Below are 14,770 nucleotides of genomic sequence, written 5' to 3'. Positions count from 1 at the left end.
CCGACTCCGAGTGGCCCGCGTTCAGGGCCGCCATGCCTCGATCGGGTTGCCGAGCCAGCGGGTGTCGTCCGGGACGGACTCCGCGGCCATGACGAGCGACGCGGGGCCCAGCGTGGTGCGGGCCCCGATCGTGCTGCCGGGCAGCACGATCCCGCCAGGGCCCAGCGTGGCACCCTCACGGAGGACCACAGTATCCGTCCGCAAGATCCGGTCGTGGAAGAGGTGGGTCTGCAGCACACAGCCGCGGTTCACGGTCACCGCGTCCTCCAGCGTCACCAGATCGGTCTCCGGCAGCCAGTAGCTCTCCACCCAGACGCCCTTGCCGATCCGCGCGCCGAGCCCCCTGAGCCACGCCGTCAGCACCGGCGTACCGGGTACGGAACCCGCGAGCCACGGCACCGCCAGCACCTCCACGAAGGTGTCCGCGAGCTCGTTGCGCCACACGAAGCCGCTCCACAGCGGGTGCTCCCCACTGCGGTGCCGCCCCACGAGCAGCCACTTCGCGACCACCGACACCAGCCCCGCCACCGCACCGGCCGCGCCGAGCACCACCCCGGCCAGCAGCCAGGCCCACACTCCCAGCACGCACAGCGCGGCGATCGTCAGCACAGCGAGACCGGCCGAGCAGAACACCGGCACGATCCGGCACAGCTCCACCAGACCGCGCGCCCACAGCAGCCCCGCCGACGGCTCGTACGTCCGGCTCTGGTCGCTGCCGGCCGCGCTGCGCGGCAGTTTCACCGGCGGCAGCCCCAGGTACGAGGTGTCCTTCTTCGCCTTCTTCGGCGTCGCCGACAGCACCCCGACGAGCCCGCCGTCCGGCACGCTCCGTCCCGGCGCGGTCATCCCCGAGTTCCCGAGGAACGCCCGCCGCCCGATCTCCGCCCGCCCGATCCTGACCCAGCCGCCCCCCAGCTCGTACGGCGCGGTCAGCGTGTCGTCGGCCAGGAACGCGCCCTCGCCGACCGTCGTCAGACTCGGCAGCGCCAGTACGGTCGACACCTCGGCGCCCCGCCCGATCCGCATCCCGAGCAGCCGCAGCCACACCGGCGTGACCAGCCCGGCGTACAGCGGGAACAGCGTCTCGCGCGAGCGGTCCATCAGCTGCGTCACGGTCCACGCCTGCCACCCGACCCGGCTGTGCGTCGGATACGTCCCCTCGCGCAGCCCCAGGCTCAGCAGCCGTACGGAGATCAGGAGCAGCAGCGCGAAGGCCGAACCGAAGGCGAGTGTCGCCGGGACGAGGGCGAGGAAAGCGCCCCGGAGAGGGGCGTCGCCGGCGAGGAAGGGCCGCGCGACCAGGAAGGCCGCCCCGCCCGCCAGCACGGGGAGCAAGGTCAGCGCGAGACCGGTGAGGCCGTACATCACCCGCCAGTACGTGCCCCGGGCCGGCCGTTCCTTCGGCCAGTTGCGCTTGGCCTTGCCGAGCTTGACCGCGGGCGCGCCAGCCCAGCGCTGACCGGTCGGGATCTGCCCGGTGACCGCCGACCCCGGCGCCACCTCGGCCCGCTTGCCGACCCGGGCCCCCGGGAAGAGGATGCTGCGCGTGCCGACGACCGCGTGCGCGCCCACCTTGACCTGGCCGATCTCCAGCCGGTCGCCGTCCAGCCACCAGCCGGACAGGTCCACCTCGGACTCCACGGCCGCGCCCCGGCCCAGCTTGAGCATGCCGGTGACCGGCGGCAGCGAGTGCAGGTCCACGTCAGGACCGACCTTGGCGCCCAGCGCCCGCGCGTACCGCTCCAGCCACGAGCCGGTCAGCGAGGTCGCCCCGGTGAACTCGGCGAGCCGCTCGGCGGTCCACAGGCGCAGGTGGACAATGCCACCGCGCGGATGGCGGCCGGGCTGGACGCCTCGCAGCAGCAGCCGGGCCCCGCCCGCGGCGATCACGAGTCGTCCGGGCGGGCTGAAGAGCGCGAGGCCACCGGCGCCGATCAGCCACCAGGAGGCGGTCGGCAGCCAGCCGTAGGAGGGCAGGAGGTTCCCGACGGCGGCCAGCGGGACCAGCCAGCGCAGGCCCAGCAGCGTGAACAGGGGGAGCAGGAGCAGGAGTTGGATCACCTGGGCGCCGAGCGGCACCGGCGCGATCACCCGCGTGACCCCGTCGTCCTGCGCGGACTCCTCCAGGTGCCGGGCCAACTTCCGCAGGGTGGGCCGCTGGTAGATGTCGAGCACGGCCGCGCTCGGATAGCGGGTGCGCAGCCGGGTGGTCAACTGGGCGGCGGCCAGGCTGGAGCCGCCGATCGCGAAGAAGTCGTCGCGGGCACGGGAGACCGGGATGCCGAGGACTTCCGTCCACTGCTCGGCGAGCCAGGCCTCGGTGCCGTACAACTCCTCCGCGGGACCTCCGGTTTCGAGCCCCTCCAGCGGCCACGGCAGCGCGTTGCGGTCCACCTTGCCGGAGGTCCGGGTCGGTAGGTCCTCGACGGGAGCGATCAACGGCACGAGCGCGGCTGGCAGTTCGGCCCGCAGCTTCTCCACGGCCGCCGCGTGGTCCCAGCCGTCCTGGGTGACGACGTAGCCGACGAGAAGCTGGTTGCCGCTGCGGGCGGTGCGCACGGCAGCGGCCGCTCCCGCGACCCCCGGCAGCGCCTGGAGAGCCGTGTCGACCTCACCGAGCTCGATCCGCCGGCCGCCGAGCTTGATCTGCTCGTCGGCCCGCCCGAGGAAGACCAGCCCCTCGGGCTCCGCCTTCACCAGATCGCCGCTGCGGTACGCCCGCTCCCAGCCCAGCGACTTCAGCGGCGCGTACTTCTCCGCGTCCTTCTCCGCGTCCAGGTACCGGGCGAGACCGACCCCGCCGATCACCAGCTGCCCGCTCGCGCCCATCGGTACGGGCTCCCCGGCCTCGTCGACGACGGCCAGCTCCCAGCCGTCCAGCGGCAGCCCGATCCGGATCGGCTCCGCGCCGCTCATCAGCGACGCACAGGCCACGACGGTCGCCTCGGTGGGCCCGTAGGTGTTCCACACCTCGCGCCCCTCCGTCACCAGCCGCTGCACCAGTTCGGGCGGGCAGGCCTCCCCGCCGAAGATCAGCAGCCGTACCTCGTCGAGGGTCTCGGGCTCCCACAGCGCGGCGAGCGTGGGCACCGTGGAGACCACGGTGATCTCCTGTTCGACCAGCCAGGGCCCGAGATCGGCCCCACTGCGGACCTGGGAACGCGGCACCGGCACCAGACAGGCCCCGTACCGCCACGCCAGCCACATCTCCTCGCAGGACGCGTCGAAGGCGACCGACAGTCCCGCCATGACCCTGTCACCGGGACCGATGGGGTCGTCGGTGAGGAACAGCGCGGCCTCGGCGTCCACGAAGGCGGCGGCACTGCGGTGCGAGACGGCGACGCCCTTGGGCCTGCCGGTGGAGCCGGAGGTGAAGATGACCCACGCGTCGTGCTCGACGCCGGGCCGGGCGGCGGGGGCCGCGCTCCGCCCGTTGACGGTCAGCTCGTGTCCGGCGCCGACCACGGCCCGCACCTCGGCCTCCCCGAACACCAGCTCGGCCCGCTCGTCGGGGTCCTCGGCGTCGACGGGGACGTAGGCGGCGCCGGCGGAGAGTACGGCGAGGATCGCGACGTAGAGGTCATTGGTACCGGAGGGCACCCGGACGCCCACCCGGTCGCCGAGCCCCACCCCGGCCCCGGCGAGCCGCCGCCGCAGCCGCTCCACCTCGGCGGCCAGGGCGCGGTAGGTGAGCCGGGTCGTCCCGTCGTCCAGGGCGAGCTCGTCGGGGTGGGATCGTACGGAGGCGTCGAAGACGTCGACGAGCGTGCGCGGGGAGGCGGCGGGGCCCCCGGAGAAACGGGCGGTGTCGCCGAACTGTTCGCGGATCTCCGCGCCGAGCTCCTCGTTGAGCAGGCCGAGAGCGCTGCTCTCTTCTATGGCTGCCATCGGTCCTCGTGTCTCGATCCCGGAGCCCCCGGGGCGCTGGCGGGCCGCAGGTCTGCCTGGGGTTGTCCGGCTCCAGCTCGTAACAAGCCGGAAATTTTAGTACGACGCTAGGTTCGCACCCCCGGAACTGCCACTGGGGAAGCCTGTTCGAGGGGCGCGGCGGCCCCGGCCGCGCGCCTGTGACCTGGTGATCTTCACGCCGAGCGAGAGATCCCTCACACACAGCACACGGGCCGTCGTATACGACGAATCCCCCGGCCGCTGAGCGGCCGGGGGATTCGGCTGGTGTCCGAGGGGGGACTTGAACCCCCACGCCCGATAAAGGGCACTAGCACCTCAAGCTAGCGCGTCTGCCATTCCGCCACCCGGACAAGGTGTCTGTCGCGCGGGGTTCCCCTCGCGGCGACGAAGGAAACATTACCAGGCTTTCGAGGAGGCCCGATCACCCCCCGTCCCCTCCCGGGACGCGCGTGAACGGCGTGTGACGGGCCGGGTCCGGTCTTGGGGCCGGGCAGGTCACGGGGAGAGGATGAGGGCAACCACCAGCAGTGACAGCGGGAGGAACAGCGTGAGCGACACGGACACGGCCAAGGGCGTCACCGGCGAGGACGAGGTCGTGGACCTCTGCCGCGAGCTGATCCAGTTCGACACCAGCAACTACGGCGACCACTCCGGCCCCGGCGAGCGCAAGGCGGCCGAGTGGGTCGCGGGAAAGCTCGCCGAGGTGGGGCTCGACCCGCAGATCTACGAGTCGCACCCGGGCCGCGCCTCCACGGTGGCCCGGATCGCGGGCGAGGACCCGTCCCGGCCCGCCCTGCTGATCCACGGCCACCTCGACGTCGTACCGGCCAACGCGCAGGACTGGACCCACCACCCGTTCTCCGGCGAGGTCGCGGACGGGTGCGTGTGGGGCCGGGGCGCGGTCGACATGAAGGACATGGACGCGATGACCCTGGCGGTCGTCCGTGACCGGCTGCGCAGCGGCCGCAGGCCGCCCCGGGACATCGTCCTGGCGTTCCTCGCCGACGAGGAGGCCGGCGGCACCTTCGGCGCACGGCACCTCGTCGACCACCACCCCGACCTCTTCGAGGGCGTGACCGAGGCGATCAGCGAGGTGGGCGGCTTCTCCTTCACGGTGAACGAGCAGCGCCGGCTCTACCTGATCCAGACGGCCGAGAAGGGCATCCACTGGATGAAGCTGACCGTGGCCGGCACCGCCGGGCACGGCTCGATGATCCACCGGGACAACGCCATCACCGAACTGTCGGAGGCGGTCGCCCGGCTCGGCCGGCACAGGTTCCCGGTCCGGGTCACCAAGACCACCCGGGCCTTCCTCGACGAACTCGGCGACGCGCTGGGCACCGAGCTGGACCCCGAGGACATGGAGGGCACGCTGGCCCGTCTCGGCGGTATCGCCAAGCTCATCGGCGCGACCCTGAGCAACACCGCCAACCCCACGCAGCTCGGCGCCGGCTACAAGGTCAACGTCATCCCGGGCGAGGCCACCGCGCACGTCGACGGGCGCTTCCTGCCCGGCTTCGAGGAGGAGTTCCTCACCGACCTCGACAAGATCCTCGGTCCCAAGGTCAGGCGCGAGGACGTGCACTCCGACAAGGCCGTCGAGACCACCTTCGACGGCGCGCTCGTGGACGCCATGCAGTCCGCGCTGGTCGCCGAGGACCCGGCCGCCAAGGCCATCCCCTACATGCTCTCCGGCGGCACCGACGCCAAGTCCTTCGACGCGCTCGGCATCCGCGGCTTCGGCTTCGCGCCGCTCAAGCTGCCCCCGGAGCTGGACTTCGCCGGGATGTTCCACGGTGTCGACGAGCGGGTGCCCGTGGACGGGCTGAAGTTCGGCGTGCGGGTTCTCGACCGGTTCATCGACGCGAGCTGACGCGTGTTGACGTGATGATTCGGCCGCGCGTGCGAGATCGGCCGGGAAGGGTGAATGCGCTCATAAGCTCGTATCCCCATTACTCCCTCCTCGTTACAGGTGATGCGATCCGCTGATTGGGACCGCATTGCCAACAAGGAGGAATAATGATCAAGAAGATCGTCGCCGCTGCTGCTGCCACTGGTGGTCTGGTTCTCGCGGGCGCGGGTCTTGCCGTCGCCGATGCGGGTGCGCAGGGTGCCGCTGTGGGCTCCCCGGGTGTGCTGTCCGGCAACGTCGTGCAGGTTCCCGTTCACGTCCCGGTGAACGTCTGCGGCAACACGGTCTCCGTTATCGGTCTGCTGAACCCCGCCTTCGGCAACACGTGCATCAACAAGTGACGTTGTGCCTCGCCCTTAGTTAACAGGGATGAGCTTGTCGGCCCCGGAGTGCAAGCCATGCGCTCCGGGGCCGACCGGTCTTTTCGAAAAGGAAAGAGATCCGCGAGGCAGCGGTATTTCGGGACAAGGTCGAAAGCAGGGAATCGGTACATGCGACAAGTCACCCGCAAGGGCTTGATGACAGTGGCGGCGGCGACCGGCGTGATCGCCGCCGCGGGAGGCGCCGCCCACGCGGACGCGGGCGCGAGCGGATCGAGCGCGAACTCCCCCGGCGTACTCTCCGGCAACACAGTGTCGGCGCCGGTGCACGCACCGGTGAACGCCTGCGGCAACACCGTGAACGTAGTCGGGGTTCTCAACCCGGCGATGGGCAACAGGTGCGCCAACAAGGGCGGCGGCAACGGGGCGCCCGGCGGGTACGGCGGCTCGGGCGGCTCCGCGGGACACGGCGGCGCAGGTCACGGGGGGCACGGGTCTGGCGGACACGGGCCCGGCGGACACGGCGGTTCCGGGGGCCCGGGGGGCTCCGGTGGCTCTGGGGGGTCCCACGCGGGCGGTCACACCGGTGGCTCGCCCGGCGTGGGCTCGGGCAACCACGTCGAGGCGCCGATCGACGTTCCCGTGAACGTCTGCGGCAACAGCGTCGACGTCATCGGCATCGGCAACCCCGCCATGGGCAACGACTGCGGCAGCGGCTACGGCGGCGGGCAGCACACCCCGCCCGGATCACCGGAAGAGCCCGGCACCCCGGGACAGCCCGGCCACCCGGGTCACCCGGGTCACCCCGGCAATCCGACGGAGCCCGGACACCCCGGATCCCCGGCCACCCCGTCCGGGGCGCTCGCCGGGACACCGGGCGGCGCCAACCACCCCGGAACCCAGACGGTCGACCAGCCCCTGGGCAGCGCGCAGCTCGCCCGGACCGGCAGCGACCTCCCGATCGGGCTGGTCCTCCCGGTCGGCGCCGGGGCACTCCTGGCGGGCGCGGTCCTGTACCGCAAGGCACGGGCCTCGGTCTAGGACGTACCGCGTGAAACGGAGCGGGCCCCACCGCGGCGGGGCCCGCTCCGTTCGTCCCGTCTCACCACGTGGCACGCACCTGGCGGATGATCCGCCGGCGCAACCGCACCCTGCGGCTGCCGTCGCGCATGAGACTCAGTCGGTCCAACTCCCAGTGTCCGTACTCTGCATGGTCCGTCAGCAGACGTGTGGCGTCCTTGCGGGAGACCCCCCGCGGTACGTACACGTCGACAAATTCGTATTCCGGCATCGCATCTATTGTGCGGGCCGGGGCCCGCTACGGATAGCGTCTGCACTATGTCTGATGCTGTGCAGCCCACCGCTGCCGAGGTACGTGCCGCCGCCGAGGCGGTCAAGACCGCGCTCGACCGCCACCTGGCCGCGGTCGAACGGAGGTCGGGGGAGGACGACCCGGCTGTCTACGAGGCCTTCAACGAACTGGCCGCGGCCGCCGAGGTGTATGACGAGCTGCTCTACGACCGCTATGACGAGGTCACCCCGTTCGAGATCCCGGGCGCGGAGGACGCCCCGCCGTACACGGGCCCCGAGGAGCCGAACGCGCTGAGTGTGCTGATCCGCCGTGACTACGCCGTGGTGGAGCCGCAGCGGTTGCTGGCGCAGGCCCAGCGGGTCGAGGCGGCCGACGAGGGTCTCGGCACGGAGGCCTCCGGCACGGTGCACGGCGCGCTGGAAGTGCTGTTCGGCGAGTTCGAGCCCGATGAGATCGCCACCCGGCACAAGGAGTTCGGCCTCGAGGAGGGCGACTCCACGCTGTGGGTGACCGCGGCGGACGAACCGGCCGAGCCGGGGGAGTGGCTGGAGACGCCGTTCGAGCAGGTCGACGTCGAGCGGGTGGTGTGCCGGTTCGACGTCAGCGCGGTCTTCGACGACGACCTGGACGACGACGCGGACGAACCCGGCCTCGAGGACCCCGATCTCGAGGACGAGGATCTGGAACCGTTGGACGTGGATCGCCGCTGAGGCACATGAGGGCGCGGCCCCGGAGGAATGATCTCCGGGGCCGCGCCCTTTCCGTTCCGGGGCGGGTCAGCCGGCCGTCGGCGACTGTGTCCCGAGGAGGGTGGGCAGCCGAGTCGTCCGGGGCTTGGCCGGGATCTCGGCGACCGCCCTCGCAAGGGCCTGGTCCACGCCGTGGACCACGGACAGATGGCGGTCCGCCCTGCCGAACGCCGTGTAGACCCAGGGCCGGCTCAGGGCCTGGCCCGCGTCCCCGGGCAGCACCACGACCGCCGCGGGCCAGCGGCCCCCCACCGCCTGGTGCGCGGTCAGCGCCCACCCGTGCCGCACGGACTGCTCCACCCGCTCCTTCGGTACGACGACGGGCTCGCCGGAACAGGTCAGGTGCAGGCCGTCCGCGTCGGCCCCCACCACCTGGCCGGGGAGCGTACGACCCGGGACGGGGGAGTAGGCGACGCGGTCACCGGGGTCGAATCCGCCGAAGCGGCCGGGGCCGGGGTTGAGACGCTCCTTCAGGGCCGCGTTCAGGACGCGGGTGCCCGCGGCGCCGCCGTGGCCCGGGGTGATCACCTGGGTCTCCTCGGCGGGGACCCCGATCGCCCGCGGTACCGAGTCCGCGACCAGCTGCACGGTCCGGTGCACGGCCTCGCCCGCGTCCCGCACCGGCACGATCACGACCTCCTTGCCGGGGGCCTCGACCTGGTTCAGCTCACCGATGCCGATCCCGGAGACCAGCTCGCCCAGCGGGCCGGGGTCAGGCCTCCGCGAGGCGATCTGCGGGCAGATCCGCGCCGCGAGCAGATCCGCGAACACCCGTCCCGGCCCCACCGACCACAGCACCGCCGGATCCCCGCCCAGCACCAGCCGCGCCCCGTCCGGCAGGGACTCCACGAGCAGCGCGGCCGTCTCGACGTCCAGCTGAGGCGCGTCGAGCACGACGAGCAGGTCGAGATCGAACGCCCCGTCGCCGTCCCGACCCGGCCCCTCCGCCCCGGAGAGCAGCCCGGCGACGGTGGTGACGGGCTCCGGCGATACCGAGTCGGCCGGACGCCCGGCTCCGAGCAGGGCACCGAAGCGGTCGCGGCCCACGGGGCTGTGGGTGGCCGCCCACGCCCGCAGCCCCAGACCCCGCGCCGCTGCCAGCAGCGCCGCCGGTTCCGTCAGGGAGGCCTCGCCACCGGTGTGCAGGACCAGGCCGCCCGCCGCGACCGCGCGGATCAGCTCGGCGGCCGAACCCTCGGCCGACGCCGCGGCACGCTCCCAGTCCTCGGCCGAGCCGTCCTCCTTCGGCACGGAGTTGATCAGCCGGGCCAGTCCGTCGGCGAGGCTCTCCTCCGCGAGGGCGTACCGCTCGAGCCCGATCAGGATCCGGACCGGCCGCTCCGCCCCCTCCTCCTCGTCCTCCGCGGGCTCCGGGGCCCCCGGGTCGAGGGCGTCCTGGAAGACCAGGGCCTCGGCCTCGGCGATCGTGCTCTGTACGGCCGCGTCGGCGTCCGGCACGCCCCGCTGGGCCAGCGCGGCGGTGAGCGCCGGCATCTCCAGCGCGGTGTGCCCGGCGAGCGCCGCCTGCTCCAGGAGCCAGACGGTGACGGCCCGCCCCCGCCGCTCGTCGTCCGGCGCGCACTCCGCGCCGAGCAGCGCCCGGGCGAACCCGTCGGCCTGCTCGGGCCGTACGCCTGTGACCCGCAGCAACTGCCAGGGATCGGCCCGCAGTTCGTCCTCGGCCCCGTCCCCGAGGACCGCGGCTGCCGGTGCCGCGAGGGCCTCTGGCGCCCCGCCCTCGGCCAGTACCCGGCGTACGGCCTCCACGGTCTCCGGCGCGGACGGGCCGACGGCACCGGCGACACCGACCGCACCGCCGGAACCGGCCGCCTCCGCCGACACCGGCCGGGGCCGCACCGGCTCCCGGGCGGGCCGACGCGGTGGCTCGGGCTCACTGAAGACGGCGGCCACGGGCTTCGCCCCGCTCTCCACCGCCCGTACGGCCGCGAGGAGATCGGCCGCCTTTCCGCTGAGCTTGGCCCCGGCCTCGACGGGCCCCTGCTTCTCGGCCTTCCGCCGGGCGATCCGCTCCTGCTCGATCCGCTGCGCCGCCAACTCGGCCTCGGCCTCGGACAGCTGAGCCTTGGCCGCACCGTCCGCGTCACCGCTCTCGCCCTCGGCCGCCCCCGCTTCTCCTTCGCCCGGCCCTGTCTCACCACCGCTCGCAGAATCGCCGCCCCCGGCGCCGTCGGTCTCCGAGCCCGGTGCTCCCCCCGTGCCCTCCGGCTCCGGTGCGGCGCCCCGCGTCCCCGGTTCGGTCTTCTCCGTGGGCTCCGGCTCCGTGCTCACAGCGTGCTCCAGTCGTGATCGGGATAGCGGTGCACGGGCGCCGACACATCGTCGAGCGCCCGGCAGATCTCGTCAGGAAGACTAAGGGCCTCCACTGACAATGCCGCCGTGAGCTGCTGCGAGTTGCGCGCGCCGACGATCGGCGCGGTCACCCCGGGCCGGTCCCTGACCCACGCGAGGGCCACCTGGAGCGGCGTCACCGCGAGCCCGTCGGCCGCCGTGGTCACCGCGTCCACGATGTGGCTCGCGGTGTCGTCGAGGTACGGCGCGACGAAGGGCGCCAGGTGCTCCGAGGCACCCCGCGAGTCGGCCGGGGTGGAGTTGCGGTACTTGCCCGTCAGGACGCCCCGCCCCAGCGGCGAGGAGGGCAGCAGCCCGATGCCCAGGTCGAGCGCGGCCGGCAGCACCTCCCGCTCGAGCCCGCGCTGCAGCAGGGAGTACTCCAGCTGTGTGGCGGCCAGCCGGGTCCGCAGGCCGGGCGCCGCCAGCTGCCAGGTGCCCGCCTTGGCGAGCTGCCAGCCGCAGAAGTTGGAGACCCCGGCGTAGCGGGCGCGGCCGCTGCTGACGGCCAGGTCGAGGGCCTGGAGCGTCTCCTCCAGCGGGGTGTGGGGATCGTAGGCGTGGATGTGCCACACGTCGACGTAGTCGGTGCCGAGCCGGGCCAGTGAGTCGTCCAGCGCGGAGAGCAGATGCCCGCGCGAGCCGTCGACACGGACGTCCGGGTCGGGCACGCTGCCCGCCTTCGTGGAGATGACCAGGTCCCGGCGCGGGACCAGTCCTTCTATGAGGCGCCCGAGCAGGTACTCGGCCTCCCCGTCGCCGTACACGTCCGCCGTGTCGACCAGCGTCCCGCCTGCCTCCCAGAAAGTTTTCAGGAGGTCCGCCGCGTCGTGCTCGTCGGTGTCCCTGCCCCAGGTGAGGGTGCCGAGCCCGATGCGGGACACACGCAGGCCGGTACGGCCGAGATGCCTCTGCTCCATGAACGCCGAGATTACTGGCCACGACCTGTCGCGTGGGGGCCTGTGGACAACGGATTGGGACAGGTGCGCGAGAATCCCGCCCCGTCACGGCACGGGCCGCGACCTGCCCCGGCGAGCGCAGCCGCGCTAAGGTCTGCCGACAAGGACGTTACTGATCGGTAAGGGGAATCGGCCATGCAGCTCGGGATCAACCTCGGCTACTGGGGCGCCGGAATGGACGCGGACAATCTCGCCGTCGCCCAGGAGGCCGACCGGCTCGGATACGCCGTCTGCTGGGCCGCCGAGGCCTACGGCTCGGACGCGGCCACCGTGCTCACCTGGGTCGCCGCCCAGACCGAGCGCATCGACGTCGGCTCGGCCATCTTCCAGATCCCGGCCCGCCAGCCGGCGATGACCGCGATGACCGCCGCCACCCTCGACTCCCTCTCCGGCGGCCGTTTCCGCCTCGGCCTCGGTGTCTCGGGCCCGCAGGTCTCGGAGGGCTGGTACGGCGTCAAGTTCGACAAGCCGCTGGCACGCACGCGTGAGTACGTCGAGATCGTACGCAAGGCCATGTCGCGCGAGCGCCTCTCCTACGAGGGACAGCACTGGACGCTGCCCCTGCCCGGTGGCCCCGGCAAGCCGATCAAGCTGACCGTGCACCCCGAGCGCGAGCACATCCCGCTCTACATCGCGGCGATCGGCCCGAAGAACCTGGAGCAGACCGGCGAGATCGCCGATGGCGCCCTGCTGATCTTCCCCTCCGCCGAGCACCTGGAGGACACCGCGATCCGGCATCTGCGTGCCGGGCGCGAGAAGGCGGGCAGGACGCTCGACGGGTTCGACATCGCCCCGACCCTCCCGCTCGCCCTCGGCGAGGACAAGGACGTCACCACGCTCGCCGACACCTTCCGCCCCTACACCGCGCTGTACGTGGGCGGCATGGGCAGCCGCAAGCAGAACTTCTACAACCAGCTCGCCCAGCGCATGGGGTTCGAGGCGGCGGCCGCCGAGATCCAGGACAAGTACCTGGCCGGCGACAAGGAGGGCGCCGCGGCCGCCATTCCGCACGAGCTGATCGACAAGACGACACTGCTCGGCTCCGTGGACCGCATCGCGGACCGCATGAAGGAGTACGCCGCGGCCGGCGTCACCACCCTGACCCTGGCCCCCGCCGGCTTCACCCTCGACGAGCGCCTCGCCTCGCTCCGCGCCGGCACCGAGGCCCTGGAGCGCGCCGGACTCGCGTAACCGGCGCTCAGAAAGCTTCCACGGCCGTGGTGGGGGCTCGGGGGTCTTCCCCGCCACGGCCGTCACGTGGTTCAACGCGCCCGCGCCCGCGCGGTTACGCCCCCGGTGTGACCCCGGTGGTCCTCCTTTTGGCGCAGTTGTCCGGCACAGCTGTTGCGGCACCTCTCGCGCCGCATTTGACTCTTTCTTTGCGGATGCCGCGGAGTCCGGCAGAGAGGTGCCCCACGATGCTTTCGGCCAAGAGTCTGTTCCAGGAGATCCTCGACCACGACCAGTCCTTCCGGCTGTTCTGCTCCATCGCGGCCAGTGGGGAGTCGCAGGGCGGCTGGGAGAACGCCCGTATCGCCGCTCTGGTGCCGCCGAGCGAACGCGACCTCGCCCCCAAGATCTCCCGGCACGGCGCCGACGAGGACAAGCACGGGCGGATCTTCAACGCTCTGATGAGGAAGCGCGGACTCGAACCCGTCCCCGTCCCGCCGGAGACGGACTACACGATGCTCCTGGAGCAGCAGGGCATCGGTCTCGCCCACGAGAAGCTCAAGGCCGACCAGCCGCTCACCGTGCAGGACGTCATCACGTACCTGGCCCACAGCCGGGTGACCGAACAGCGTGCCGCGGACCAGATGGTGATGCTGCGGAAGTTCTTCGCGGACCACCCTCAGGTCGGCAACGCCGTCAAGATGATCTCCAACGACGAGGACAACCACCTCGCGTACACCCACGAGGAACTGCTGCGTTTCGCGGCCGCCGGGCACGGCCCGTACATCCAGCGGACCTTGCGCGCGTGCGCGCTCGCCGAGATCCGCGTCTACCGGGACGTCAGCCTCGCGACCATGGCCCACATGGGCGGCATCCTCGGCTGGCCGAAGGCCAAGTCGGCAGTGCTCGCGGCGGGCATCCACGCGATGTACGCCTACGAGCGCCTCGGCGGCTGGCGCCGCATGGTCTCCCTGAAGGTGCCCGACCGCCGCGACGCCCTCGGCGGACCCGCCACGCCGGCCCCCGAACTTGCCTAGAGCCATCCCCGGCGCTTGAACGTCCGGTACAGCAGCACTTCCAGCACGCCCATCAGCGCGATCACCGCCGGATACGCCCACACCCAGTGCAGCTCGGGCATGTGGTCGAAGTTCATGCCGTAGATCCCCGCGATCATCGTCGGGATCGCCGCCATGGCCGCCCATGCGGAGATCTTCCGCATGTCGTCGTTCTGCCGGACGCTCATCTGCGCCAGATGCGCCGACAGGACGTCCGACACCAGCCGGTCCAGGCCCTCCACCGACTCGTTCACGCGCGCGAGGTGGTCGTTGACGTCCCGGAAGAAGGGCCGCGCCCGGTCGTTCACGAACGGCACCGTCCCGCCGTACGCCCCCACGCCCGCGAGCCGGGTCAGCGGCATCGAGAGCGGGACGGTGGCCCGGCGGAACTCCAGGATCTGCCGCTTGAAGGTGTAGATCCGCGACGCGGTGCCCCGCGAACCGCCGCCGTCCGGCGAGAACACCTCCGCCTCCAGCTCCTCCAGGTCGGTGCCGAGTTCCGTCGCCACCTCCAGATAGTGGTCCACGACGGCGTCGGCCACGGCGTACAGCACCGAGGTGGGCCCCTTGCCGAGCAGCTTCGGTTCATGCTCCAGTCGGTCGCGGACGGCCTTCAGCGGCGAGCCCACGCCGTGACGGACCGTCACCACGAAGGCGTCGCCCAGGAAGAGCATGACCTCGCCGGTGGACACGGTGTCACTCTCCGGCTCGTACACCACCGGCTTGAGAACCACGAACAGTGAGTCGTCGTACACCTCGAGCTTGGGCCGCTGATGCGCCTTGAGGGCGTCCTCCACCGCCAGCGGATGCAGTCCGAACTCCTTCGTGACCAGCTCGAACTCCTTCTCCGACGGCTCGTGCAGCCCGATCCAGACGAACCCGCCCGCCAGCCGCGCCTGATCCAGCGCGTCCGACAGGTCCTCGGGCCCCTCCGAGCGGTGACCCTCCCGGTAGATGGCACAGTCAACGATCACGGAGTGTGTTCTCCCCTCGCTCGAAGGACGCCGCGGTCCGGCGTACGCCTACCCTGGGCCG

At 72.2% G+C, this 14,770-nt stretch carries 11 protein-coding genes and 1 tRNA gene; 6 read left to right on the top strand and 6 right to left on the bottom strand.

Annotation, left to right across the window (positions count from 1 at the left end):
• Nucleotides 1–21: 21 nt before the first annotated feature.
• Both ACGFWE_RS37945 and ACGFWE_RS37940 read right to left on the bottom strand, forming a co-directional pair.
• Nucleotides 22–3,888 carry a Pls/PosA family non-ribosomal peptide synthetase gene (locus ACGFWE_RS37945; RefSeq protein ID WP_393604720.1) on the bottom strand — a complete coding sequence of 1,289 codons (3,867 nt, stop codon included), beginning with the start codon at nucleotides 3,886–3,888 and terminating at the stop codon, nucleotides 22–24.
• Between the two features lie 283 nt (nucleotides 3,889–4,171).
• Nucleotides 4,172–4,259: transfer RNA gene (locus ACGFWE_RS37940), tRNA-Leu, on the bottom strand.
• 197 nt (nucleotides 4,260–4,456) lie between these two features.
• On the opposite strand from ACGFWE_RS37940, the gene ACGFWE_RS37935 reads away from it, so the two are divergent.
• The 3 genes from ACGFWE_RS37935 (at nucleotide 4,457) to ACGFWE_RS37925 (ending at nucleotide 7,182) form a co-directional block, all read left to right on the top strand.
• Nucleotides 4,457–5,782 carry a M20/M25/M40 family metallo-hydrolase gene (locus ACGFWE_RS37935; protein ID WP_352390938.1) on the top strand — a complete coding sequence of 442 codons (1,326 nt, stop codon included), beginning with the start codon at nucleotides 4,457–4,459 and terminating at the stop codon, nucleotides 5,780–5,782.
• A 146-nt stretch (nucleotides 5,783–5,928) separates the two neighbouring features.
• Nucleotides 5,929–6,162, top strand: a complete 234-nt coding sequence (gene chpH, locus ACGFWE_RS37930; protein ID WP_020117753.1) for a chaplin ChpH — start codon at nucleotides 5,929–5,931, stop codon at nucleotides 6,160–6,162.
• Between the two features lie 150 nt (nucleotides 6,163–6,312).
• The gene (locus tag ACGFWE_RS37925) at nucleotides 6,313–7,182 is read left to right on the top strand and encodes a chaplin (RefSeq protein WP_393604717.1); all 870 of its coding nucleotides are present in this window, start codon (nucleotides 6,313–6,315) and stop codon (nucleotides 7,180–7,182) included.
• 61 nt (nucleotides 7,183–7,243) lie between these two features.
• Here ACGFWE_RS37925 and ACGFWE_RS37920 read toward each other — a convergent pair whose 3' ends face one another.
• Nucleotides 7,244–7,432 (bottom strand): DUF5703 family protein, encoded by a 189-nt coding sequence (locus ACGFWE_RS37920; RefSeq protein WP_007380901.1) that lies wholly within the window; start codon nucleotides 7,430–7,432, stop codon nucleotides 7,244–7,246.
• A gap of 47 nt (nucleotides 7,433–7,479) precedes the next feature.
• Here ACGFWE_RS37920 and ACGFWE_RS37915 point away from each other — a divergent pair, with 47 nt between their 5' ends.
• Nucleotides 7,480–8,163 carry a hypothetical protein gene (locus tag ACGFWE_RS37915; RefSeq protein WP_393604715.1) on the top strand — a complete coding sequence of 228 codons (684 nt, stop codon included), beginning with the start codon at nucleotides 7,480–7,482 and terminating at the stop codon, nucleotides 8,161–8,163.
• 66 nt (nucleotides 8,164–8,229) lie between these two features.
• Here ACGFWE_RS37915 and ACGFWE_RS37910 read toward each other — a convergent pair whose 3' ends face one another.
• Together ACGFWE_RS37910 and ACGFWE_RS37905 are read right to left on the bottom strand one after the other, a co-directional pair.
• On the bottom strand, nucleotides 8,230–10,491 hold the full coding sequence (locus tag ACGFWE_RS37910) for a helix-hairpin-helix domain-containing protein (RefSeq protein WP_393604713.1): 2,262 nt from the start codon (nucleotides 10,489–10,491) through the stop codon (nucleotides 8,230–8,232).
• The gene (locus tag ACGFWE_RS37905) at nucleotides 10,488–11,471 is read right to left on the bottom strand and encodes an aldo/keto reductase (RefSeq protein WP_352390942.1); all 984 of its coding nucleotides are present in this window, start codon (nucleotides 11,469–11,471) and stop codon (nucleotides 10,488–10,490) included. The genes ACGFWE_RS37910 and ACGFWE_RS37905 overlap by 4 nt, the downstream gene beginning before the upstream one ends.
• A gap of 174 nt (nucleotides 11,472–11,645) precedes the next feature.
• On the opposite strand from ACGFWE_RS37905, the gene ACGFWE_RS37900 reads away from it, so the two are divergent.
• Complete coding sequence (locus tag ACGFWE_RS37900) at nucleotides 11,646–12,701, top strand: LLM class F420-dependent oxidoreductase (protein WP_352390943.1); 1,056 nt, start codon at nucleotides 11,646–11,648, stop codon at nucleotides 12,699–12,701.
• A 227-nt stretch (nucleotides 12,702–12,928) separates the two neighbouring features.
• Nucleotides 12,929–13,717, top strand: a complete 789-nt coding sequence (locus ACGFWE_RS37895; protein WP_352390944.1) for a ferritin-like domain-containing protein — start codon at nucleotides 12,929–12,931, stop codon at nucleotides 13,715–13,717.
• Here ACGFWE_RS37895 and corA read toward each other — a convergent pair.
• A complete protein-coding gene (corA, locus tag ACGFWE_RS37890) occupies nucleotides 13,714–14,709 on the bottom strand; it encodes a magnesium/cobalt transporter CorA (RefSeq protein ID WP_352390945.1) in 996 nt (331 codons plus the stop codon). The genes ACGFWE_RS37895 and corA overlap by 4 nt on opposite strands.
• Nucleotides 14,710–14,770 lie beyond the last annotated feature (61 nt).

The sequence above is a fragment of the Streptomyces sp. NPDC048523 genome (genome assembly GCF_043199815.1).
Lineage (GTDB): Bacteria > Actinomycetota > Actinomycetes > Streptomycetales > Streptomycetaceae > Streptomyces.
This window is presented reverse-complemented; position numbering and strand designations above follow the sequence as displayed.